Source organism: Rhodanobacter sp. 7MK24, from assembly GCF_014842995.1.
GTDB lineage: Bacteria > Pseudomonadota > Gammaproteobacteria > Xanthomonadales > Rhodanobacteraceae > Rhodanobacter_A.
Map to the genome: position 1 here is coordinate 1 of NZ_JACYXL010000001.1, position 24,655 is coordinate 24,655.

A 24,655-nucleotide genomic window follows, 5' to 3' on the forward strand; every position below is an offset into this window, starting at 1 on the left:
TGAAGCGTCCTCGTTGATTCGAGCCAGTCGGAAGTAGAGTTTCCCCACCAAGGAGCTCTGCATGAAGAAGTCGAAGTTCAGCGAGGAACAGATCGTCCGGATCCTCAAGGAGGTCGAGGCCGGCGCGAAGGTGGCTGAGACGTGTCGCAAGCACGGCATCAGCGAGCCGACGTACTACGTTTGGAAGAACAAGTACGCTGGCATGGAGGTGTCGCAGCTGCGCCATCTGAAGGACGTCGAGGGCGAGCTGGCCCGGCTCAAGCGCATGTACGCCGACCTGGCGTTGGAACACCACGCATTGAAGGACGTCCTGTCGCGAAAAGGCTGAGCCAGACGCGGCGGCTGGAGCTGAGTCTGGCGATGCAAACCGGTCATGGCCTGAGCGCCCGGCGTGCCGATCGCACGCTGGACCTGTCGCGCTCGGCGCGGCACTACGTCCCGCACCGGCGGGACGACTCGGCGCTGATCGAAGCGATCGAGGCTCACCTGAAGGACAATCCCGGGCACGGCTTCGGCCTGCTGTTCGATCAGGCACTGCAGCCGAGAGGGTTCGGCAAGACCCGCAGTTGGCGGATCTACGTGACCATGAAGCTCAACCTGCCGCGCCGGGGCAAGCGGCGCCTGCCGGACCGGATTCGTGAACCCTTGGCGATTCCCGATCAGGCCAACCACACCTGGTCGGCCGACTTCATGGCGGATGCGCTGTGGTCCGGGCGGCGCTTCCGTACCTTCAACGTCAACGACGATTTCAACCGCGAGTCGCTGCGGATCGAGATCGACACCAGCCTGCCGTCTCTGCGGGTGATCCGGGCGTTGGACGAGCTGGTGGAACTACGCGGGGCACCGCAACGCCTGCGCCTGGACAACGGCCCGGAGTTCATCAGCGCCGCGCTGCGGCAGTGGGCCCAGCGCCACGGCATCGAACTGCTGCACATCCAGCCGGGCAAGCCGACCCAGAACGCCTACATCGAACGCTTCAACCGGACGTATCGCACCGAAGTCCTGGATCGCTACGTCTTCACCAGCCTGCACGAGGTCCGCCGCATGACCGAGGACTGGCGCCACCGCTACAACCATCAACGTCCCCATCGCTCACTCGGCGGACTCTCGCCCGTCGCGTTTGCCATGGCATCATCAACTACCTCTATTTCCGGGTGACTCGGGAAAACGAGGACGCTTCANTTCAACCGGACGTATCGCACCGAAGTCCTGGATCGCTACGTCTTCACCAGCCTGCACGAGGTCCGCCGCATGACCGAGGACTGGCGCCACCGCTACAACCATCAACGTCCCCATCGCTCACTCGGCGGACTCTCGCCCGTCGCGTTTGCCATGGCATCATCAACTACCTCTATTTCCGGGTGACTCGGGAAAACGAGGACGCTTCAGAGCGACCAATGTCCCGTACGTTTTTCACGGCGCCTTGGATCTAAGTCGCCTTTGAGCCAGGCCTGTGTTGGCGCGACCCCAAGCTCGGCAGTCAGGGCCGACGGATCTATATCGTCGCCATAGACTGAGAAGTATGCGTAGCAGTTATTGGGTTCTGTCATTGAGCGCTAACGCTAGAGTTAAGCGGCGGCGAAGCCGTCCGCCTTGAACGAAATGTTAGGCATGCGAGGTGCATGCCCGACGAACTAGGTTGCTGAGCATTGCTGCCTTTTCGAGGACAGGACCAGCAACGACCCCGTCATAATCTAGAGCGCGCGTGATAGATGCCTCTGGGATGTCGTGGCCAGAGGCAACTGACGCGTGCATGTCTTGGAAGACGCGAAGCCACTTAGCTTGAACAACCTCGGTCCAGCCATCCGCGCGAGCCGCACCTGTGAGTGGCGCAGAAAGCGCGACCGTGAGCTGGTCGAGGAGTTGGCAGATGTGGTGGCGAGGACCTTCCATGTTTGCTGCCTAACGCTAGAGTTAAGCGGCGGCGAAGCCGTCCGCCTTGAACGAGTTGTTAGGCCAGCCGCGACCTAGCCTACCTAGGAACATTGGTGATCTCGTCTGGATACATTGCGGCAAGCCAGATTGTGTAGCCGTTGCTGGAGTCGGAACACTCGACCTCAAAGGCATCGGCATAGACTTCTAAGATAGTCCCTACGTCTCCTATGGCCGGCGCTCTTTGCCAGTCGGCTGCCACCTCCTTAAAGCGATCGTCACGGAGCGAGGTAACTCTGATGACGTCAAACTGCTTCATGCATGTGCTCTTGAGGCATAACGCTGGAGTTAAGCGGCGGCGAAGCCGTCCGCCTTGAACGAAATGTTAGGCCTCGGTGGGATGGGTCGCCGCGTCATCTGCGAGCTTCTTTGTAAGAGCATTTGCAGCTTCGAGTGCGGCATTTTCCAACGAACCACACATCTTGATGACCGCGGACTGGCTCGACCAGTCAGATATAGACCACTGCTCAGATTCTGGATAGATGTAGATCATGTGGCGAAACGCAGTGATGCTCGAACCAAGGTTGGAAATTGGTCCGGCTCCGACACAAACCGTTTTGCCGAGACTCCAATCCCTTGCGGCTGCATGAAATCCTTTTTTGCGGAGCCACTCGATTGCTTCTTCTCGGGTATGCATCGCTGATGCCATCGTTGAAAGGCCTAACGCTGGAGTTAAGCGGCGGCGAAGCCGTCCGCCTTGAACGAATTGTTATGCGGCACTACCAGAGCCGCCACCATGGCTTTTTGCTCGTAGGAACGGATGCTTTAGCTGGACTTTGAGGTGGTGCCACGACGTCTGTGATTTGGATACTTTTGGAGTATGTGGAGTCTCGCTGCTTCGTCTTTAGCAGGCCAGCGCTTTGAAGCGCATGGAGAACCGGAACAAGCTCGCCCAGCCCACAAACCTCGATCACGTTGTCTTTGAACTGCTGTTGGGTAGACCAAAGCAAATTGTGAAGTCGGTTCTCGGTGAGCTGACCTTTAAACTCGGCTCTGTCGATAGAGAGCGTCCCCGGATACGCGCCGTTAAAACCAGCATCTAACTTGCACCAGTAGTCGTGGTACCACCACTCGTCACCACGATGCGTCTCCCAACGCCCAGCCATGGCGTACCTCACATGTGTTTTGCCGCATAACGCTTAGTAGACCCCGGATCGGGGCATATGCACGCCATGCTCCATCGTCGATGTGGGCCCGTCAAGCGAATGAATGGCAGCAGTTTCAAGAACTTGCTCTACCTTCCTGCGTGTTGCCAGATGATCGCTTGCTTTGCGTATCACGCTAAACGGGGCTTTTGTGGTTTATCGCCTCGAAAAGATGGATACGCACGATATCTCGTTGGAGATGGCATCCCAGTGGTCTGCTTTTGGCGTGCAGGAGGAAGTTGCCTCCGATGGGGTGGCGAGGATGGTTCCTTGCCCGGGCCATGCCCTCGTGGGGCGTGCCGCGAGCAACCTCAGTCGATACCCAGCTTCTTCAGCTTGTAGCGCAGCGCCCGGAAGGTGATGCCGAGTTTCTTCGCGGCGGCGGTCTTGTTGTAGCGGGACTCTTCCAGCGCTTTCATGATCGCGCTGCGTTCCAGGTTGCTGATGTAGTCGTCCAGACCGCCGGCAGCGGCCGAGGATACGGGTGGCGTGGTCGCCGGAGCGGCAGCGCCGTTGCCGGACGGAGGTTGGACGGCAGCGGACTCAAGGCGCTGCAGGCGTTGCGGCAGCATCAGGTCGTCGGCAGCGATAGTGTCGCCGTCGCACATCGCGGTAGCGCGTTCGAGGATGTTCTCCAGCTCGCGCACGTTGCCGGGGAAGTCGTAGCTTTCCAGCGCCTGCTGCGCCTCAGCCAGCAGGCGGCGCGGGGCGCTGCCGTCCTTGCGGGCAAGGCCCTGCAGGATGTGGTTGGACAGCAGCGACACGTCGCCGCGGCGCTCGCGCAGCGGCGGCACGCGTAGTTCGATCACGTTGATGCGGTAGAACAGGTCCTGGCGGAACTGGCCCTGCTCGACCAGCGCGGCGAGGTTCTTGTGGGTGGCGGAGAGGATGCGCACGTCCACCGGCACTTCCTCGCGCGCGCCGATCGGGCGCACGGCCTTTTCCTGGATCGCGCGCAGCAGTTTCACCTGCATGTGCAACGGCAGCTCGGCCACCTCGTCGAGGAACAGCGTGCCGCCGTGCGCAGCCTGGAACAGGCCTTCCTTGTCGGTATGCGCGCCGGTGAAGCTGCCCTTCCTGTGTCCGAAGAACTCGCTTTCCATCAGCTCGGAGGGGATGGCGCCGCAGTTCACGGGGATGAACGGGCCGCTCGCGCGGGGGCCCTGTTCGTGGATGAGGCGGGCGACCAGCTCCTTGCCCACGCCGGATTCGCCGGCGATGTACACCGGCGCCTGGTTGCGCGCGAGCTTGGCGATGGTGGAGCGCACCTGCTGCATCGCCGACGAGTCGCCGACCAGCCGCTCGCCGGCACCGCCGGCCTTGGCGGCGGACTTGCCGCTGCGCTTTTCTTCGGCCAGCCGCAGCGCGGTGCGCACCAGCTGGCGCAGCATCTGGATGTCCACCGGCTTGGAGACGAAGTCGAACGCACCGGCCTTCAGCGCGTTCACCGCGGCATCCACATTGCCATAGGCGGTAATCATCGCCACCGGCATATCCGGGTGGTTGGCGCTGATGTGCTCCACGATCTCGTGTCCGGTGCCGTCGGGCAGGCGCATGTCGGTGAAGCAGAGGTCGTAGCTGCGTTCGCCCAGCGCTCGGCGCGCCTCGGTGACGGTGCCCACGGCGTCGACTTGCAGATCCATTCGACCCAGCGTGATGGTGAGCAGTTCGCGGATATCGCGCTCGTCGTCGATGACCAGGACGGTCTGTTGGCTCATGGTTGGTGCTGTCTTGGCGGGGAGTACCAGCGAGGATACTCGGGGCGCCGGCGGGGGCAAAGCTTGCCCCTTTCAGCGGGCCAGTCGCCGGTCGAAGAAGCCGACGATCGCGGCATAGGCCTGCTTCGACTCGGGCAATTGCGGGTCCGAGAAGAACGAGTGCCACATGCCGTCCCATACGCGCAGTTCGGCGGGTACGCCTGCCTGGTGCAGCAGTTCGCCGCTGTGCACGACCGAGCTCATCGCGAAGTCGCGCGTGCCGGTGATCAGCAGGGTGGGCGGGAACCTTGCCAGCAGCGCGGGCGACAGGCCGGGCTGCACCAGCGGATCGTCCGGGTCGGCTCCGCGGAAGTAGGGCAGCGTGGCGAGGCCGAGCGGAGGCGTGGTCGGCACGCCTTGTCCGTTGAGCATGGGCGCCACGTAGGACGAATCGCCGCCGAGGTCGACCAGCGCACCGCAGAACATGCCGATCGCGCCGGGCACCGGCAGCCTGTCGTGGATGAAGCGCGCCACCGCTTCGCCGGTGAGGATGCCGCCGGCCGAGCAGCCATAGATGCCGATTTCGCCCGGCTTGTGGGTTTTCAGCAGCTCGCGGTAGACGTTTTCCACGTCCACACTGGCGGCGGGGAAGACATGCTCCGGGCCCATCCGGTAGTCCACGCCGATCACCTCAATGCGGCCGAGACTGGCGACGGGAATCGATTCGACCAGCGCCCCGCTGTGCGCGCCCCACAGGAAAGCGCCGCCGTGCAGGTTGAGCAGCACGCGGCGGCGGTTCTCCGGCGATACGCCTTGGGCCGGCAGCACCACGTCGACGCCGACCCCGGCGATGGTGTCGCGCTTGAGCTTCACGGGATAGAGCTTTTCCATGAGCTCCGCCCGGCCGCGGTTCTGGCCGTCATAGAAGTCGCGGCTTGCGGCAATGGGGCCGCCGATCGGGGGTGCCTTGGCGCCGAAGGCGAGCATGCCCGGGAAGAATGCGCGCGCCTGCGGCGAGGCGAATGCAGAGTAAGGCACGCTGGCGGCCGGTGCGGTGACGGTGGCGTCGGCGCGTACGCCAGGTTTGGCGTCCTGCGCTATGGCGGGGGCGGCAAGCAGGGCGCCGCAGAGCGACAGCGCAGCAGCCAGCCGCGTGGGCAGCGCATGACGCGCGACCGTTCTCCATGTGCCGCTCGTGCCTGCGCGCATCACGTTCCGGGCCGCACTGCGGGCGAGGGTCGCGGCGTCGCGGCCGGTGGCGGTGCGGCTTGTCCGGCAGGGCCGTCGAGCAACTGGTGCAGCTTGAGATACACGCCATTCGTCCAGCCGAAGCCGACCACGTTCTGCGTGTAGCCGGCCGTGATTTTCACGTCGGCGTTGCCGCTCGCCATGTTGTATTTCTCGCGGATGGTGCGGTCATGGGCGAAGCCGTTGTCCACGGTGGCCATGAACTTCGCGCCGAGGCGCCGCGCGTCGGCGTCGAAGCCATAGTCCGCCAGCCCCTTGATGGCGAGCCAGTTGGTCGGCGCCCAGCCGAACGGCGCGTCCCATTGTGCGCCGGTGGCGCGCGTGCTCATGGCCAGGCCGCCGCGCTGCTCGAACAAGCCCAGCCTGCCACGCAGTGCCTGCGCTTGTGCGGGGGATGCGGCGCCGGCCCACAGCGGATAGAACATGCTGAGGTAGGGATCGCTGGAGGGCTTGCCGGCGACGAAGTCGTAGTCCATGTACCTGCCCTGCGTGGGTTGCCACAGGTATTTGTCCATCGCCGCCTTGCGTGCCGCGGCCGCTTGTTGCCAGCGCTCGGCGTCGGCGGTCTTGCCGAGAACGGCTGCGAAGTCGTGCAGGTCGCGTTCGTAGCGGTAGAGCAGGCTGTTCAACCCGACCGGAGCGTAGTGGTGGGTGGAGCCGGCGAACGGGCCGAAGTGGAAGTCGGTGTCGAAGCCCGATTCGCGCATGGCGCGGTCGCCGAGGTAGTAGTCGGCGGTGAGGCGATAGCCGCCGACCCATGCATCGGCGCAGGCCTTCGAAGCCGCGGTGTCGCAGCTCGCGGTTTTCAGCTGTTCCGCTTCGGCGTCGTCGGGGTGTTGCGGCGCCTTGACGAGATAGCCCGGATCTTCCGCGCGATGCGCCAGCAGCCAGCGGATCACGCCCTGGTAATAGCTGGCGTCATGCGCTTCCAGCACCGGGCCGTGGCCATAGTCGAAGTAACGCGACAGGCCGGTATCGCCTGCGCGGTGCCCGGTGCGCATCCACAGGTCGTGGTTGCGCACCGCCAGCGGATAGGCCTGCGCCAGCCAAGCACGCCTGTCGGCCTCGTCGCGGAAACTCGCGGGGTCGGCCAGCAGCGCCGCCATCATCGCGCCGAGGAAGGGCGGCTGCGAGCGGCTGAGGTAGTAGCTGCGATTGGCGTTGAGCACGCCGCCGTAGTGCTGCACCTCGAACAGTGCGTTGTCCACCATGTCGCGCGCCAGCGTTTCCTGGTGATCGGCAAGCAGGCCCAGCTCGATGAAGTAACTGTCCCAGCCGTACATCTCGTTGAAGAAGCCGCCGGGCACCACGTAGGGATGCGGCAGGTAGAGCAGACCCTGCACCGGCAGCGTGGCGGGATCGAACTCGCCGAGCTCGCGTATCGATTGCGGCAGCCGGCGTACTTCCACATGGCAGGTCTTCGCGATGCGCGGAAGCTCCTGCGGCATCGGCAACTGATGCGGCAGGTAGATCGCCAGCTGCGTATCGCCCGGCCCCTTGCCGAAGGCGGAACAGTCTTCAATCCGGCGTGTGAGCGTTGGCCACGCGTGATGGATGTAGGCCAGCGTTTTCGCGGCATCGGGCGTGGCCGCGGAGGCCAGTGGCGTGGACAGCAGCGCGGACAGCAGGATGGCGAGGCGTGTGCGGGATTTCATGGCGAAGTGTTCCCGGTGGAAGGGCGGGCGGTCATCGACAAGGCAGACTTGCCCTTGGCGAGGGCACACGGTCATGGTGCTGGCATGCGTGACCGTCGGCGGTACAAGAACGCTTCATGCCGACAATCCCGGTACAGCATCGAAAGCGACCGTCAGGCGCGCGCGGTCGCCGCGGAACGGCACGGTGCCGTGCCAGATGTAGGACGGAAAGAGCGCCAGCATGCCGGTCGCGGGACGCACCACGTGCTGCGCGTGCAACGGCGGCGCCGTGACGATGCCGGGCTCGCCGAAGGCGAGGCAGCCATCCGTCGTCTCCGCCTCGGCGATGCCGTCGGGCAGGTCGATGTAGCAGGCCGAGGAGATCCAGCCGCGTGGATGCACGTGATTGGCGTGGAAGCCCGCGCTGCGCAGTCGCACCGACCAGCTGCCGTTGAAGCGGTAGTTGTCGCGGTTGCGCCGGCGCAACGGGTCGTCGCCGTGGCCGATGTGTTCGAGATAGTCGCGGATCGGCGCGTCGAAGGTCGTGAACAGGGCGCGTATCGCCGGGTCGTCGTGGCGCGCGAGATCCTCGGTGGTCTCGGTGCCATGGCGCAGCGACTGGAACAGCAGCGGGTGGCCGTGCGGATCGTGCAGGCGCTCCAGGCTGCGCTTCAGGTCGGCGAGGAAGGCCGCGAGGTCCGGCCAGCCTTCCGGTGTCTGCAGACGGTAGCGCTTCACCAGTTGTGCGTAGTCGCAATATGCCTCGTGGCGTGCGTCGCCTAGCAGTCGCCACGCGGTGGTCTGCAGCGCGATCAGGTACTGGTCGTCGGGCGCGTCGGCGAGCAGGGCCTCGCAGTGGACCAGGGCCTGCTGCGCATCGCCGGTGCCGAGCAGGGCGGCGGCGAGCAGGTTGCGTGCGGCGGCAGTGGGCGAGCGCTGCAGCGCTCGCTCCGCCAGCGCGCGTGCGCCGGCCGGGTCGAACTCCAGTGCGGCCAGCCCTGCGCGTACCAGCAGGGCCGGCGAGGCCCGCGTGCGCGCGGCCGGTTCGGCGAGGCAGGCCCAGGCGCCGCGCGCGTCGCCCGCGCCTTGCAGGATCGCGGCCTTGGCGGCGAGCAGCGGCTCGTCGTGCGGGAAGCGGCGCATGGCCTCGTCGAGCGTCGCCGTGCTCTGCGCAAGGTCGCCGCTGCGCATCCACACCAGCCGCGCGAGATGGTCGTGCGCTTCGACCTGGCGCGGCTCCAGCCGCAGGCCTTCGCGCAGGGCCGTCTCGGCGCGTGCGAATTCGCCCAGTGCGATCAGGCTGCGTGCCAGCGTGAAGCAGGCGGAGGCGGTCGGCTGGCCGTGCGCCAGTGCGCGTGCAACGTGGCGTTCGGCCGCCGCATGCTGGCCGGACGCCGCGAGTGCGATGGCCAGGGCATGTGCGAGCGCCGGGTTGTCCGGCGCGGCTTCGGCGACGCCGCGATAGAACTGCACGGCCTCGTCTGCTCGCCCCAGTGCCGCCAGTGCCGCCACGTGCTGCGTGGCGACTTCGGCATCGACCAGCCCGGTGGCGCACAGCGGTGCGAGCAGGGCCAGCGCCTCGGCCGGGCGCTGGCGGTCGTTGCAGTGTCGCGCCAGCCTGAGCGCGGCCTGCGGCAGTTTCGTGGCTGCGCGACGCAGTAGCGGCTCGGCCTCGTCGTCGCGGCCGGTGTTGAGCAGCAGTTCGCCCAGCGTGGCGAGCGTGGGTGCCCAGTTTGGATCGAGCGTCAGCGCGCGGCGCAGCAGCGTCTCGGCGCCCTCCGCGTCACCGAAGCCGAGGCGCAGGCCGCCAAGCAGGCGCAGCGCTTCCGCGCTGTCCGGGTGTTCCGCGACGATGGCCTGCAGGCGGTCATGCGCGTTGCGCAAATCGCCAGTCTGCAGCAATGCGCCGATCTGTCGCATGGATTCGAGCAATGAAGGCGGCGTAGTGGACATAAGCTGTTTCCAGCCCATCACGCCGGGGCGCTTTTGGGCTCGTCATTCCAGCACAGGCCGGAATCCGGTAACCGCGGGGCACGGACCAGCCTTATCGCTGCTGGATTCCGGCCTGCGCCGGAATGACGGAATGGAGGCATGGGTTTCATCGGGAACTCTTCACAGCGCCTTTTGCACCAGTTTCGCCTTGCCTTCCGCATCGCGCTCGACGCTGATGTCGTAGCGCTTGCCGCGGAAGTCCACATCCTGGAGCGTGAGCGATTTCCACCCAGGCGGCAGCACCGGCGCGTAGGCAGGATCCAGCCCCTTGCCGTCAATGCGCAGGCCGGTGAGGCCGTAGACCAGGCTCTGGATGTAGCCGGCCGAGGTGGCGAGGATATAGCCGGCGTTGTTGGCCACGGTCTCGGTGCGCACGTTGAACGGCGGCTTGAGGAAGCCCAGAAGGTTGCGCTGCAGCCAGTCGCCGGCGGCCTTGCCGTCGCCCAGTTCCGCTTCGCCCACGGCCAGCATCACCATCATCATCTCGTTCGGATCGTCGCCGTGCGTCTTCAGTTCGTGCAACTGGAAGTCGAAGTCGTTGCGGCGCACGGCGTCGCTCATCGGCAGGTCGAGGTTGGGGTACATCAGCCACGCCAGCGAGGAACCCATCCAGGTGATCTTGTCGTGCGGCACCGACGGATCGAAGTCGTAGTGGCGCTGCGCGGCGTCGTCGAACGGTATGTACATCCGGTCTGCGATGCGCGACCACTGCGGGTCGGGCGTGGCACCCACCAGCTTCGACGCCTCGACGGCGATGCGCAGCGCCTTCTGTGCGGCAGCGTTGGTGAAGGCGTCGTTGGGCACGTCGTTGTAGGCCTCGTCGGGCGAAGTGACGTGCAGGATCTCGTAGCGGTCGCGTGCCTTGTCCCAGGTGACGCGGCTGGTCCAGAACTCGGCCACGCCCTGGATCACCGGCCAGCCGTACTGCTTCAGCCAGGCCTGGTCGCCGCTGGCGAGCCAGTACTGCCACTGTGCGATGGCGACGTCGGCGTTGACGTGGATCTCGCGGTACACGTCGTAGGCGAAGTGCGGCGTGTTGTCGATGCCGGTCTGCGGGTCGGCTTCCCATGGATACATCAACCCCTTGGCGCCGTATTGCCGCGCGCGTTCGCGTGCCGGCTGCATGGTGCGGTGGCGGAACATCACGATGGGCTTGGCGCGCTCGGGGTGCAGCAGGAGCAGTGCCGGGAACACCCACGAGTCGCTGTCCCAGAACGCGTGGCCGGCATAGTTGGGGGTCAGCGCGCAGGCACCCATCGGCCACGCCGTGCCGGCCGTGGTGTTGGACAGCAGGTAGTACAGGTCCGAATGCACCGCCTTCTGTACCTGCGGGTCGCCATCGACCACGATGTCGGATTGCCACAGCCCGTGCCATGCGTCGCGGTGGCGCGCGAGCAGTTTGTCGAAGCCGGCATCGCGCGCCTGCGTGGCGAGCGCGAGGTCGGCCCTGGCGTCGCCGCCCCAGCCTTCGCGCGAGAGGGCCACGTACTTGGTGAAGCTGTAGTGCTTGCCCTGTTCGACGTGCACCACAAGGTCGAGCGACAGCTTGTACGGCCCCCTCGACACCGTGGCGCTCTTCACCGCAATGCCGGGAGGCAACTCGAGCGCCGCCGCCTCGGCCATCGCGAGGCCCTGCTCGGCACGGCCGTCCAGCCACAGCGTGAGCGCCTTCGCATCGCCATCGTTCGACAGCACCTGCGTGTAGCCGGGGTACCACACCGCAGCGCGGTCGGGCGTGGGCACCGGCTTGTTGTCGAGGTTCTGCCCGCTGGCGATCACCGCAGCGATCATCTGGTCGCCGGTCATGCTGCCGATGGGAAACCGCGGCTGGTGTTCCGACCATAGCCGGATCGGGAAGCTGAGCTGCACGTCGCCGCTGAACGCCGGCGTGACGGTAAAGCGCACCGCGGCGAGATGCGGGTCGGCCTGGCTGACGAAACTCTGCACCTCCACGCCGGTGGACTTGTTCGCGTAGTCGAAGTCGTAGCGTGTGGTCAGCGTGGCGTCGTGCATGTCCAGCGTCTGCGCGTAGCCGGCGAAGATCTTCGCGTCCAGCCGCGTCGAATTGAGCCAGCCGCCGCCCGGGTTGTAATCGATCTCGTTCCAGCCGGGCACTGCGGCGGGACGGGCGATGTCACCCTTGCCGTAATCCATGAACGCGACCATGTAGCCGCGGTCGGGCTCCGTGCCGCGCGGCGAGGTCATCACCGAGAAATAGCCGTTCGCCAGGTAGCCAGGGAAATAGCTGCCGAAATCGTCGCTGGTGCCGGTGAGCAGGAAGCTGGGATCGGTAGCCGCCATCGCAGGGGCGGCGAACAGGGCCGCGAGGGCAAGGCAGGCGAGTCGGGTTTTCATGCGCGCTCCGGCGATGGTTGGTGTCATTCGGCCGCCAGACCGACGGTGACACGGGAGTTCGAGCGATCCGTTTCGCGCTTGAAGAAGAACAGCGCCAGCAGCACCAGGCTCATCGGCAGCAGCGAGAAATAGAACGCGGCGATGCCGTCGAAGCGGGCGAATACGATGGCGGTGATGCGCGAGCCGAGCGTGCCGCCCAGCGCGGAGAAGATCACGATCAGTCCGGTCATCGCCGCGTGCGCGGGTTTGGGCAGCGAGCTGAGTACCACCGAGTTGATGACCGGGTAGATCGGCGCCATCAGCAGCCCGACCAGCGGGAACAGCCACGCAGCAGCGGGTGCGTTACGCCAGCCGACCGTGGCGCCGGGTTCGACGTCGCGCGCCAGCGGCAGGCTCACCATCACGATGACCGCCATGCCGACCACGCAGAAGTTGAGCAAGGTGTACCAATGCATGCGCCGCAAGGCCTGGCCCGCGGCCAGCCGTCCCAGCGCGATGGTGCCGGGCAGGATGCTGGCCAGTTGGATGCTCATCGCGTTCGGCAGCTTGAGGATCTCGTTGTTGAAGGTGGGCAGCCAGGTGGAGAAGCTCTGTTCGATCAGTACGTAGAGGAAGGCCGAGATCAGGAACACGTAGACCAACGGTCGCGCGAACAATTGCAGCATTTCGACCAGCGAGCCTTTGATCGTGGTGGTGCGCGTGTTGCGCGCCGCCGACTCGTCCATGCGCGAACCGGCGAGCAGCACGATCACCAGCATGCACAGCGCGGCCAGCACCCAGTACACGCGCAACCACACAAGGTCGGCGGGTGCAGCGTGGTTGATGAAAGCGCTGAACAGCCAGTTGCCGGCGAGCACGCCGAGCATGAACGTGCCTTCGATAGTCGAGGTGAGGCGCCCATGCGCGGCGCGATCCGTGGTCAGCAGGCCGATCGACGAGTACACGCCGACCTTGGCCAGCGCGAACGAGATGCCCACGCAGGTGAACAGCACCTCGGTGGTGCGGAAGCCCGGCCACAGCGGCATCAGCGCGCAGGCGACGCCGAGCAGCGCCAGCGCCAGGATCATCGCGCGCCGGTAGCCGATCAGCGGCAGGAAGGAGGCCACGCCGAAGGAGACCACGGCGATGGTGAGGTCCTTGAACAGTTCGAGCAGGCTGGCTTCGGTCTTGCCCACGCCGAAGCTGGCGATGGATTGCAGGATCACCGTGCCCACGCTGTTGAGCAGGATCGCGAAGACCACATAGGTCAGCGCGAGTGCGGCGATCATGCGGTAACGGTTCATGCACACCTCGTGGTGGCGAGCTTCGCAGAAAAAGACGGCCCGGGTCGCCATCGCGCAATCCGGGCCGGAACGCGGGGAGAGCTGTTGTTGCGGGAGCTTCCGGACCCTGCCGTCGTTTCCGCGTGTGCGTCGCGGCGGCAGGGGGCGGCTTTCACGCTTGCATCAGAACTGGTACTTCACCTGGAAGGTGTACTGGTGGCCTTCCAGCGTGCGGGCCAGCAGCACGCCGGACGCGTCGGTGGCGTTGCCCGCGATGCGCGAGTTCGACTCGGTCAGGCCCAGCGTGTCGGTGACGTTGGAGCCGAGCAGGGTGAACACCCAGTGCTTGTCGTAGGTGTATTGCGCGCCGACATTGAAGTCGGTGTAGCTGCCCAGCTGCTGCAGCGCGAGCTGGTCCTGGGTGTGCGGGCCCACGTATTCCATCGTGGCCCACAGGCGCAGGTCGCCCTGCGGCATGCTGAAGTGCAGGGATGGCGTGATGCGCACCTGGAACTTGGGCTGACGCTGCAACTGCTTGCCCTCGTAGGTGCTGACGAACTCGCCGGTGGGGTTGTCCGACGTCGGCAGGCCGTAGAACACCGCGTCGCCTTCGAAGTGCGAATAGTGTCCCTGCATCCAGTCGCCCGAGGCGCTGATCGAGAACACCTGGTCCGGCGTGGTGGCCCGTACCGCGAAGTTCAGCCCCTTGGTGTCCGATCCGTAGGTGGAATAGCCGCCCAGCGGCACGCCCAGTATCGACGGCTGGTAGGACAGGCCGTTGAATTGGCGGTGGTAGAACGCCAGGTCGGCGCTGAGCAGATCGGACGAGTACTTGTAGCCCACCTCGAAGTTCTGGATGGTCAGCAGCGGCGGCGTGTTGCCGGTGGTGTTGCCGCGCATGTCGTCGAAGCTGTTGAAATGCGCACCCTTGTTGGCGCGGGCGTAGATGGCCATGTCGTCGCTGAGCTTGTAGGTGGCACCCAGCGTCCACGAGGTGTGGGTCTTGTCGTAGTCGGTGACCGAGTAGGAGCCGTTGCACATCGCCACAGCGTTGTCGTACAGCGTGTAGGCGTTGCCGTCGATATTGACGTTGGAGAGGTTGCACACGGTGTTGCGCGCGTTCTCGTTCTCCACGCGGGCCGACGCGTCGAAGATCCACTGGTCGAGCTTCCACGTATCGGACAGGTAGAACGCCTTGTTGTCGGATTCGCCGTTCTCGGTGATGTTGTAGCCGCCGTTGTAGATCAGGCCCTGGCTATTGGTGACGTAGTAGGTCTTGCCGCCTTGCTCGTAGCTCACCGCGATAGGCGTGGCGTTCGGCGTGTTGGTCATCAGCATCGGGTTGCCGAGCGACCAGCGGTCGTCGTCGGTGTAGTGCGCCAGGTACAGGCCGGCGGTCAGCGTATTGCCGTCGAACAGATCCCTGCTGACGCGGAAGTCGTTGATCACGCTGTGCAGATTCTTGTGGATGTGCCACAGGCCCTGGCTGATCACATCCAGATTGGGATTGGTGATCGTGCCGGTGCCGTTGGTGTAGCTGGCGTTGTACACGGCGCCGGTGGGAACGGTGTTGTCCGGGTAGGTGCCGGCGGTGTTTTCCCAGCTGCTCAGCGACTGCGGATTGGAGCCCGAGAACAGCGCGTTGGTATCCATGTTGCCGCCGTCGACGAGGAACTTGTCGCTGACCGTCCAGCCGTCGCCGAAGTCCCAGTCGAAGTTGACGCCGAAGAAGCCGAGCTGCGCGCCGCGTCCGTTGGCGAGGTTCACGCCGGTGCCGCCGCCCGGGTAGCTCTCCAGGTAGGTGTGCTGCATCGCGCTGCTGTAATACGTGCTGGTCAGCGGGTCGAAGCCGGGGTAGTCGGAGAAGATGCCCGAGCGATCCTGGATCAGCGGCACCGGGGTGATGAACTGGTTCTTGTCGTCGAGGCCACGCGTCCAGAACACCAGCGAGCCGTTGTCCCAGTCCTTGGTCAGCGTGGCCGTGAGCTGGCCGCCCTTGTCGGCGGCGTACTGCGGATCGCGTACGCCGTTGGAGTCGCGGTAGAAGCCGCCCACGCTGCCGTACCAGCCGTTCTTGCCGATCGGGAAGCCGTAGAAGCCGTCGATGCGGCGCAGGTCGCCCGTGCCGTAGGTGACGCCGATGTCGCCGGACGGCGTGTCGGTGCCCTGCTTGAGGATGTAGTTGGAGGTGAGGCCGATCTGACCGTCGCCGAAGACCACCGACGGGCCGCCCTGCAGCAGCTCCACATGGTCGACGGTGTCGTCGAGGCGGAACATCGAGCTCTGCTCGAAGAACGACAGCGACGGCATGCCGTAAAGCGGCGTGCCCATGATCTGGTTGGTGTAGAACGGCGCGTCGCCGCCGCCCGGAAAGCCGGCGATCTCGACGTTGGCGCCGGTTTCGCCGCCGGAGGATTCCGGCCACACGCCGGGCGAAAGCTTCAGCAGGTCGGCAGCGCTGCGCGGGTTGATCTGCTGGATCTGCGCATCGGTGGCGGTGGTGATCGAATAACTGGCGTCGATCTTGCGCACGCCGGCATTGCTGGCCGAGCCGGTGACGACGACCTGCTCCAGCGACTGCACGGATTTGCCGTTCTTCGCGTTGCTCTTGGCCTTCTGCGTAGCGTTGGTGGCGACGGTCGGCGCGCTGCTGGCGTTCTGGCCGTTGTCCTGGGCCTGTGCGGTGCCGGATGCCAGCGCAGCCGCGATCGCCGCGGACAACGTCAAGCTTGTAAGTATGCGAGCACTCATGTTCTGACTCCCCGTTCAGTTCGGATTGCAAAGTGAGACGGCGTCGGCGCGAAGCCGTGCCGGTGGGCCGCTTTTCGTTCTTATCCGGTCGATGTCGAACGCGGCGATGTTCGGCAACAACACGTCGGCCTCGGCCAGGGCATCCGCCCGACCGATGCCTACCGCCGCCATCCCCGCGGCGTGAATGCTGGCGATGCCCGCTGCGGCGTCTTCCACGCCTAGGCAGTCGGCCGGCGCCAGGCCGAGGCCGGCGGCAGCGGCGAGATAGATTTCCGGGTCGGGCTTCGAATGCGTGATGTGACTGGCATCGACCACGTAGTCGAACAGGTCGGCGATGCCCAGCCGCTCGATGAGTCGTGGCGCGTTGCGGCTGGCCGAGGCCAATGCGGTCTTCAGCCCCGCGTGGCGCACCGATTCCACCGCGGCGCGGGCGCCGGGGAGCAGGTTGTTCGGGTCGAGGTGCTCGATGAGTTCGGCGTAGCGGGCGTTCTTGCGTGCGGCAAGCTCGGCCTTTTCCGCATCGCCGTAGCGGCGCGGTGCGTGTTCCAGCAGGATCTCGAGCGAACCCATGCGGTCCACGCCCTTCATGCGCTCGGCGGTCGCTTCGTCGAGCGGCGCGTCGATCTCGGCGGCCAGTTGCTGCCACGCGGCGCGGTGCAGCACGGCGGTATCGGCGAGTACGCCGTCGAGGTCGAAGACCACGGCCTTCAGTTCGTGCGCTGGCGCAGCCGGGTGCGCCAGCTGCAGGGTTTCGCCCTTGCGCAGGCGCTGCGGCTCGCCACGATGCAGAAAGTCGAGCATGTCGCCGTCGAGCAGTGTGTAGCGCGCACCGGCGGCATCCACCTCCACGCGCAGTTGCGTATCGCGCCAGCGCAGCCCGAAGCGATAGCCGCGCCAGGGCTGCGGCAACTGCGGCGCCAGTGCGGGCTGGCCGTTGCGCACGCGCAAGCCGCCGAAGCCCCAGGTCAGCGCCAGCCAGCTGCCGGCCATCGCCGCCATGTGCAGCCCGTGGGCGGCGTTGCCGTGCAGGTCGTCCAGATCCACGCGCAGCGTGTCGAGGAAGTAGCGGTACGCCTGCGCCGCGCGTCCGGTCTCGGCGGCGAGCACCGCGAAGGTGGAGGCGGAGAGCGTGGAATCGTGGACGGTGACGCCTTCGTAGTAGTCGAAGTTGCGCCGCTTCGCGGCTGCGTCCACGTCTTCGCCGGCCAGCATCAAGGCGAGCAGGGTATCGGCCTGCTTGCATACCTGATGGCGGTAGATGGTCAGTGGGTGCCAGTGCAGCAGCAGTGGCCGCAGCGCCGGGTCGCCCATCTGTTCGGGCGGGAGCCGCGGTTTGTCGAGGAAGCCGTCGTCCTGCGGGAAGATGCCCAGTTCGGCGTCTTCCGCCAGATACATCGCGTCTGCGGCATGCCGCCACTGGGCGGCCTCGTCCGCGTCCAGATCGATGCGCTTCGCCAGTGCGGCGTGCTCGGCCGGATGGGTGGCGAGCAACCACTCGACGGTGGCCGCGGCGTCACGCAGGTGCCGCTGCGCCATGCGGTTGGTGTAGTGGTTGTTGTCGACCAGGGCGGAGTATTCGTCCGGCCCGGTGACCTCGTGGATGCAGAAGGCGCCGCCGCGGCGCGGGTTGTAGTGGCCGACTTGCAGCCAGACGCGCGCGGTCTCGCATAGCATTTCCGCGCCCAGATCGCGCAGAAAGGCTTCGTCGCCGCTGGCGTCCACGTACAGGCGGATCGCCCAGGCCACCGCCGCATTGATGTGGTATTGCGCGGAGCCGCCGGGAAAGTAGGCCGAACATTCGTCGCCGGCGATGGTGCGCCAGGGATACAGCGCGCCGCGTGCGTGGTTCAGCTCACGGGCGTGGATGCGGGCGCGATCCAGCGTGGCGTGGCGCCAGGCCAGCATGTGCCGCGCCAGTGCTGGCGCCGTCGTGGCCAGCACCGGCAGCATGAAGGCCTCGGCATCCCAGAAGCAGTGGCCTTCGTAGCCCTCGCCGGTGAGACCCTTGGCCGCGACGCTGCCTTGGTCGTTGCGGCTGCCGGACTGGAACAGCTGGAACAGATTGAAGCGCAGCGCCTGCGCCACTTCAGGGGCGCCGTCGATGGCGATATCGGATGCCTGCCACAGCGCGGCGAGTTGCCCTGCCTGGCCGGCCAACAGGGAGGGGAAGCCTGCGTGGCCGGCCGATTCCAGCGTGGCCTTTGCGCTGGTCAGCAGGACAGGATAGGAGCTTGCGTCGGCGGTGGGTTGCGACCAAGACCAGGCGGCGAACTTGTCCAGCACCACGTCGCTGCCGGGAGCGAGTTCGGCCGCCCAGACCTGCGCCACGCCGTGCGGCGTGCGTGCGGCGCCTTGAAACGCCAACGCGCCGTCGGCCGCAAGGCGATGGGTCTGCGCACAGACCACTCGGATGCCGCTGTGCGTGGTGCGCTGGCTCAGCCAGGCGACGTCGGCGTCGGCGTGGGCGTCATCCAGATGCAGGCCGCCGCTCAGGTGCGCGCCGATACGCGGGTCGTCGCCCTGGGTCACGGCGGTACGTACGGTATCGATGGCCGACTCCAGCGCGATGGGGCCGCGGTAGTCGATCGAGCGCACCCGGTAACGGATCGCCAGCAAGCCGGGGCGGTCCAGCGCCACTAACCGTTCCGAGCTGATTTCCAGTGTGCCGCCGCCCGGCGCGCGCCAACGCAGGGTCCGCCGGTAGCTGCCGTTGCGCAGATCGAGCCGGCGTTCCAGTGCCAGCCATTCGCCGTCGTCCAGCCGCACCGGGACATCGCCGAGCCGCAGCCGGATGCGGCTGGCGTCGGCCACCGGCACGCGCGTGTCGGTATTGCGGGCGTATCCGGTGAAGCGTTCGTGGTAGGCGATGGGCGAGCGTTCCCATACGCCAGCAAGGAAGCAGCCCTGGCTCGGGCTGTCGTCTTCCTCCAGCCCGCCACGCACGCCCAGCGATCCGTTGGCGAGGGCAAACAGGCTTTCGTCCTGGGCAAAGCCTGCACGATCGCGGCCATGACGCACGAGCTGCCAGGGATCGGCTGTGCCGGTGGCATGCGTCGCCGAGCCCGCATCGGCGGACAAAGCGGGCGTGGCCGCATCGTGTGTCTGCACGTGGTTCCCTCGCATGGTTGCATGCCGCGACGGCATCTGTCCGGGCGCAGCATACGAGTGAATGATATCGATATCAAGATATCGATATCATTCGTTGCGGAGCCGTCTCGGGTGGCTTGCGGGCTGGATGTCGGCGCATTGAACCCTTCGGCTTTGCGGGCCACACTAAGCCGTCGCCAAGGCCGGCCTCCCGCCGCCTGCACTCTTGCCCGAGGGCCGTTGCGTGAGCCACGCCAAGAAGAAGTCTCCCGCCGCGGCACAGCCCGGCTTGACCATGGCGGATCTGGCGAAGCTGGCGGGGGTTTCCAAGATCACCGTGTCGCGGGCGCTGGGTGACAGTCCGCTGGTGACAGCCGAAACCCGCGAGCGCATCCAGGCGCTGGCCCGCAAGCATGGCTACAAGCTCAACGTCAGCGCACGCAACCTGCGGCTGCGGCGCAGCCATACCGTGGCGGTGATCGTGGAGATGAAGCCTTCGTCCAGCCGCACCATGTGGGATCCCTACCCGCTGTCACTGCTGGGCGGCATTTCGCAGGAATTGACCTCGGCCGGCTACAGCGTGCTGCTGACCACCCGCCATGACGCGGCGAACGCCGCGGTGCAGGCGGCCGACGGGTTGATCCTGCTGGGCCAGGGCGAACACGAGGACGCGGTGAAGCTGTACGACCGCATGGGCTTGCCGATGGTGGTGTGGGGCGCCGAATCCGCGCAGGACAACCACATCGTGGTGGGCAGCGACAACCGGCACAGCGGCGTCAGCGTGGCCGAGCGCTTCCTGTCGATCGGGCGGCGCCATCCGGTGTTCATCGGCAACTCCGACCATCCCGAGATGGCGCAGCGCCTGCATGGCTTCGTCGACGAGCTGGCCGGTCACGGCATCAAGCCGCTGCTGCTGCGCCGGGTGGACTGGACGCTGGAATCGGGCGTCGAAGCGGTGCGATCGCTGGCCGCCCGCAAGGTGCATTTCGACTCGATCTTCGCCTGCAGCGACCTGTTGGCGATGGGTGCGATCCGCGCGCTGGTGGAGCTGGGGCTGTCGGTGCCGAACGACGTCTCGGTGGTGGGCTACGACGACACCCCGCATGGCGCCAGCTTCCTGCCGCCGCTGTCCAGCGTTCGGCAGAACTGGCAGGAGGGTGGCGTGCTGCTGGCGCGCAAGGTGCTTGCGCTGATCGACGGGCTTCCAGTGTCTTCGCAGGTGTTGCCCACCAGCCTGGTCGTGCGCGCAACCTGAGGTCGCGGACAGGCTCTGAGCTTCAGGTGCCCGTTGCCTCGCCCGCCATGCGGCCCATCTGCGCCGGCGTGAGCACCAGCCGGAAGCAGCTGCCGCCGCCCGCCACGCGCACGTATTCCAGCGAAGCCTGGTTCGCCTCGGCCATCTGCCGTGCCAGGTACAGGCCGAGGCCGGTGCCGTATTCGTGGGTGGTGTAGAACGGTTCGAAGATCTGCGTGGCCACCTTGGGCGCGATGCCGGGACCGCGGTCGGTGACTTCCAGGATGGGCTCGCCGTGCTCGCCGGTGCGCACGATCACGATCACGCGTGCCGGTTCCCCGGGCATGCGGCCATAGCGCAGTGCGTTCTGCACCAGGTTCCACGCCACTTGCTGCAGTTGCTGCGGATCGGCCAGCGCGGCCACCGCGGTGGGGCCGCCCACGACCACGCGCAGCGTGTCGTTGCCGATGTCGTTGCCCTGCTTGTACTCGTCCACGAAGCTCTGCGCCCAGCGCCCGAGATCCAGCGTTTCCGGGCGCGAGCGCTCGCGCCGCGACAGCTGCAGGATGTTCTCGATGATCTCGTTGAGCCGCACGCAGTGGTTGTTGATGATCTCGACCATGCGCTGGTCGGCGCTGTCCATGCTTTCCGACTCGGCCAGCAGCTGCGCCGAGTAGCGGATCGCCGCCAGCGGGTTGCGGATTTCGTGCGCGATCGAGGCAGACAGGCGGCCCAGCGAACTGAGCGTGAGCTCCTCGGCGCGGCGCGACACCAGCGAGGTGTCGTCGAGGAAGATCAGCACCAGCGAATCGTCGTTCGGTGCGAGGCGGGAGAACCGCGGCACCACTTCGGGCACGCCGTCGGCGAGCTGGGTGGCGGTTTCGTCCAGCTTGCCGGAGGTCATCCAGTGGTACAGGCGGCGCGACAGTTCCGGCGCGAGGCGGCCGAGATCGCGCTGTTCGGCGCTGGGGTTGCCCAGCAGCATCCATGCCGATTCGTTGATCTGGTGGATGCGGTTGGCGTCGTCCACCAGCAGTACGCCGGTTTTCATGCGGCGGATGATGAGTTCGTTGACCTGCGAGAGGTTGGCCAGGTCGGTGCTGCGTTGTTCGGCCAGGGCCTCGCTGGCGCGCAGTTGCCGGCTCAGCACGTGGCACAACGTGGTGATGGCGAAATAAGCCACGCCGAACAACGCCGATTCCAGCAGGCTGCTTTCGCCGCCACCACCGCCGCCGCCGTGCTGGATGAACAGGGCGCGGCCGAGCAGGCCCAGCGTGGCCAGTGCGGCGAAGAAGCTGGAAACCCGCAGCGACAGGATCAATGCGCCCACGCCAAGGTTCACCGCCAGCATCATCGCGATGCCGATGCGGGAGTAGTCGATCGCACTCAGCGCCAGCACCGCGGCGATGATGTCCACCACCAGCCAGATCGATACGGCCGCCTTCGCGTAAGGCACGCAGCGTCGGGTCAGCGCCAGCGCCGCCACCGCAAACAGCAGATAGGGCAGGGTCACCACGAGGGCGAAGCGCAGCGATTCCAGCGACAGGCCGTGAATCTGCGCGGGCGCGAACGCCAGTCCGATGTACACCAGCGCCTGCATCAACCGGAAGCCGTTGAAGAACAGCATCTCGTGGCGGATCGCCGCCGGAATGGGGCGTGGGGCGTTGAGCTGCGGCAGGGCGGGGTTGGACACGACGTTCGGCGCTCCGGGGCGGTCTGGACAGAGTATATGTTCCATACCTTCCGCGTGGCCCGCGCCGGGAGCTGTATGCAGGCAGGCCAAGCAAGAAAGGTGGGGCCATGATGGACTCGGCCATGAGCGGCGAGAAGTGGACGTCCGTCCACGACCGAGTGATGACGCCACCATGAGGGCAAACAGACCCGGCTTTTCGGGCAGCCCTGCCGTAGCCGCAAGACCTGCCCTGCCAGTCAGGAGGGCGTTGCGCCGCTCGCTGCCGCCCGGCGGCCACGGCAGGGTAATGAGGGCCACGCAGAGGCATGGAGCAGGCATCGCAGGATGAGCGGTTTGGCCCGCCCCTTTCCATTGGGGGCCGCTTCCGCGAAAATGGGCGGCCGTTTCGCGCCGTTCCTGTCCTCTCGGGCATGGCGCCGCGCATCGACATGCCGGCAGCGTCCGCGCCGCCCGACTCCCCCAGCCCGCGCCGCGCTCTTTCCGCGCGAGGCCGTGTTTCCCCGTTCGCTCGAGGCTTTCGAATGAATTTCCACGAATATCAGGCCAAAGAACTGTTCGCGCAGTACGGCATCAACGTACCGCCGGGCAAGGTCGCCAACTCTCCCGATGCCGCCGTCGACGCCGCCAAGGCGCTGGGCGGTACCCAATGGATGGTCAAGGCGCAGATCCACGCAGGCGGCCGCGGCAAGGCCGGCGGCGTGAAGTTCTGCCGCAGCCTGGACGACGTGCGCGCCGCCGCCAAGGGCATGCTGGGCACCAAGATGGAAACCTACCAGTCCGCCGGCCGCGCGCTGCCGGTGAACCTGGTGCTGGTCACCGACGCCACCGACATCGCCAAGGAGCTGTACCTGTCGATCCTGGTGGACCGCGACTCCAAGTCCGTCTCCTTCATCGCCTCCAAGCACGGCGGCGTGGACATCGAGCAGGTGGCCAAGGACACCCCCGAGGACATCCACACCATCGTGGTGGACTTCGTGGAAGGCCTGCAGCCCTACCAGTGCCGCCAGCTCGGCTTTGCGATGGACCTCAACGCCAAGCAGGTCGGCCAGCTGACCAAGATCATGCTGGGCCTGTACAAGCTGTTCAACGAGAAGGACCTCTCGCTGGTCGAGCTGAACCCGCTCGCCATCCTCGCCGACGGCAACCTCGCCGCGCTGGACGGCAAGGTGAACTCCGACGACAACGCCGAGTTCCGCCACGCCGACCTTGCCGCGATGCGCGACCTCACGCAGGAAGACGCCGCCGAGGCGGCCGCGGTGCAGAACAACCTCAACTACGTGACGATGGACGGCACCATCGGCTGCATGGTCAACGGCGCCGGCCTGGCGATGGCGACCATGGACGTGATCAAGCTGGCGGGCGGCGAGCCGGCCAACTTCCTCGATGTGGGCGGCGGCGCCACCAAGGAGCGCGTCACCGAGGCGTTCAAGCTGATCACCTCGTCCGACAAGGTCAAGGCCATCCTGGTCAACATCTTCGGCGGCATCGTCCGCTGCGACATGATTGCCGAGGGCATCATCGCCGCGGTGAAGGAAGTGGGCCTGAAGATTCCGGTGGTGGTGCGCCTGCAGGGCACCAACGTCGAGAAGGGCCGCGAACTGCTGGCCAACTCCGGCCTGGCGATCACGCCGGCCGACGATCTCAACGACGCGGCGCAGAAAGCCGTGGCCGCCGCGAAGTGAGGAGCAACTAAGTCATGTCCGTTCTCATCAACAAGAACACCAAGGTGCTGGTGCAGGGCTTCACCGGCCAGCAGGGCACCTTCCACGCGCAGCAGGCGATCGACTACGGCACCAAGGTCGTGGGCGGCGTCACCCCCGGCAAGGGCGGCAGCGAGCACATCGGCCTGCCGGTCTTCAATTCGGTGGACGAAGCCGTGCTGGAAACCGGCGCCGACGCCTCCGTCATCTTCGTGCCGCCGCCGTTCGCGGCCGATTCGATCCTCGAAGCGGTCGACGCCGGCATCAAGGTGATCGTGGCGATCACCGAAGGCATTCCGGTGCTGGACATGCTGCGCGTGAAGAACGTGCTGGCGCAGCATCCGGAAACCGTGCTGATCGGGCCGAACTGCCCCGGCGTGATCACCCCGGGCGAATGCAAGATCGGCATCATGCCGGGCCACATCCACCAGCCGGGCAAGGTCGGCATCGTGTCACGCTCCGGCACCCTGACCTATGAAGCCGTGTTCCAGACCACCAACGAAGGCCTGGGCCAGTCCACCTGCATCGGCATCGGCGGCGACCCGATCAACGGCCTCAGCTTCATCGACTGCCTCAAGCTGTTCCAAGACGATCCGCAGACCGAAGGCATCATCATGGTCGGCGAGATCGGCGGTTCGGCCGAGGAAGATGCCGCCGAGTTCATCGGCGAGTACGTCAAGAAGCCGGTGGTGTCGTTCATCGCCGGCGCTTCGGCCCCGGCGGGCAAGCGCATGGGCCATGCCGGTGCGATCATTTCCGGCGGCAAGGGCACGGCGGCGGCGAAGTTCGCGGCGCTGGAGAAGGCCGGCGTCACCACGGTGAAGTCGCCTGCCGACCTCGGCAAGACGCTCGCCAAGCTGATGAAGAAGTAAAACCGGGTCCATCCGGCCGGTACGGGAAGGGCCGCTTCGTGCGGCCCTTCCTT

Annotated in this window: 15 protein-coding genes and 1 pseudogene; 5 read left to right on the top strand and 11 right to left on the bottom strand. The window is 66.2% G+C overall.

What is annotated here, in order from left to right:
• The first annotated feature begins 61 nt into the window (after positions 1-61).
• Both IHE49_RS00005 and IHE49_RS00010 read left to right on the top strand, forming a co-directional pair.
• A protein-coding gene (locus tag IHE49_RS00005) for an IS3 family transposase (protein ID WP_192153729.1) occupies positions 62-1,158 on the top strand; the annotation gives its coding sequence in 2 pieces (ribosomal slippage) (positions 62-323 and positions 323-1,158; 1,098 coding nt in all).
• A 24-nt stretch (positions 1,159-1,182) separates the two neighbouring features.
• Positions 1,183-1,365 (top strand): annotated as a pseudogene (locus IHE49_RS00010) (transposase); the annotation flags it as partial.
• A 607-nt stretch (positions 1,366-1,972) separates the two neighbouring features.
• Here IHE49_RS00010 and IHE49_RS00020 read toward each other — a convergent pair.
• The 10 genes from IHE49_RS00020 to pgmB form a co-directional block, all read right to left on the bottom strand.
• Positions 1,973-2,191 (bottom strand): hypothetical protein, encoded by a 219-nt coding sequence (locus tag IHE49_RS00020; protein ID WP_192153733.1) that lies wholly within the window; start codon positions 2,189-2,191, stop codon positions 1,973-1,975.
• Between the two features lie 66 nt (positions 2,192-2,257).
• Positions 2,258-2,569 (bottom strand): hypothetical protein, encoded by a 312-nt coding sequence (locus tag IHE49_RS00025; RefSeq protein WP_192153735.1) that lies wholly within the window; start codon positions 2,567-2,569, stop codon positions 2,258-2,260.
• An 819-nt stretch (positions 2,570-3,388) separates the two neighbouring features.
• Positions 3,389-4,795, bottom strand: a complete 1,407-nt coding sequence (locus IHE49_RS00030) for a sigma-54 dependent transcriptional regulator (protein ID WP_192153737.1) — start codon at positions 4,793-4,795, stop codon at positions 3,389-3,391.
• 72 nt (positions 4,796-4,867) lie between these two features.
• Entirely contained in the window at positions 4,868-5,983 is a 1,116-nt protein-coding gene (locus IHE49_RS00035) for an alpha/beta hydrolase fold domain-containing protein (protein WP_192153739.1), read from the bottom strand.
• Positions 5,983-7,677 (bottom strand): trehalase family glycosidase, encoded by a 1,695-nt coding sequence (locus IHE49_RS00040; protein ID WP_192153741.1) that lies wholly within the window; start codon positions 7,675-7,677, stop codon positions 5,983-5,985. The genes IHE49_RS00035 and IHE49_RS00040 overlap by 1 nt, the downstream gene beginning before the upstream one ends.
• 114 nt (positions 7,678-7,791) lie before the next feature.
• Positions 7,792-9,609, bottom strand: a complete 1,818-nt coding sequence (locus IHE49_RS00045; RefSeq protein ID WP_192153743.1) for a tetratricopeptide repeat protein — start codon at positions 9,607-9,609, stop codon at positions 7,792-7,794.
• A gap of 159 nt (positions 9,610-9,768) precedes the next feature.
• A complete protein-coding gene (locus IHE49_RS00050; RefSeq protein WP_192153744.1) occupies positions 9,769-12,003 on the bottom strand; it encodes a glycoside hydrolase family 65 protein in 2,235 nt (744 codons plus the stop codon).
• A 23-nt stretch (positions 12,004-12,026) separates the two neighbouring features.
• A complete protein-coding gene (locus IHE49_RS00055) occupies positions 12,027-13,286 on the bottom strand; it encodes an MFS transporter (protein ID WP_225578085.1) in 1,260 nt (419 codons plus the stop codon).
• Positions 13,287-13,448: 162 nt separating this feature from the next.
• Positions 13,449-16,016: a TonB-dependent receptor gene (locus IHE49_RS00060; RefSeq protein ID WP_192153746.1), complete on the bottom strand. Its 2,568-nt coding sequence runs from the start codon at positions 16,014-16,016 to the stop codon at positions 13,449-13,451.
• Positions 16,017-16,031: 15 nt separating this feature from the next.
• Positions 16,032-19,124: a beta-phosphoglucomutase gene (gene pgmB, locus IHE49_RS00065; RefSeq protein ID WP_343227511.1), complete on the bottom strand. Its 3,093-nt coding sequence runs from the start codon at positions 19,122-19,124 to the stop codon at positions 16,032-16,034.
• A gap of 274 nt (positions 19,125-19,398) precedes the next feature.
• Between pgmB and IHE49_RS00070 the strand changes: the two genes are divergently transcribed.
• Positions 19,399-20,358: a LacI family DNA-binding transcriptional regulator gene (locus IHE49_RS00070; RefSeq protein WP_192155333.1), complete on the top strand. Its 960-nt coding sequence runs from the start codon at positions 19,399-19,401 to the stop codon at positions 20,356-20,358.
• Positions 20,359-20,380: 22 nt separating this feature from the next.
• Here IHE49_RS00070 and IHE49_RS00075 read toward each other — a convergent pair whose 3' ends face one another.
• Positions 20,381-22,030, bottom strand: a complete 1,650-nt coding sequence (locus IHE49_RS00075) for an ATP-binding protein (RefSeq protein WP_343227512.1) — start codon at positions 22,028-22,030, stop codon at positions 20,381-20,383.
• 521 nt (positions 22,031-22,551) lie between these two features.
• On the opposite strand from IHE49_RS00075, the gene sucC reads away from it, so the two are divergent.
• A complete protein-coding gene (gene sucC, locus IHE49_RS00080; protein WP_192153752.1) occupies positions 22,552-23,712 on the top strand; it encodes an ADP-forming succinate--CoA ligase subunit beta in 1,161 nt (386 codons plus the stop codon).
• Positions 23,713-23,726: 14 nt separating this feature from the next.
• Positions 23,727-24,602 carry a succinate--CoA ligase subunit alpha gene (sucD, locus tag IHE49_RS00085; RefSeq protein ID WP_192153754.1) on the top strand — a complete coding sequence of 292 codons (876 nt, stop codon included), beginning with the start codon at positions 23,727-23,729 and terminating at the stop codon, positions 24,600-24,602.
• The last annotated feature ends 53 nt before the right edge of the window (positions 24,603-24,655 follow it).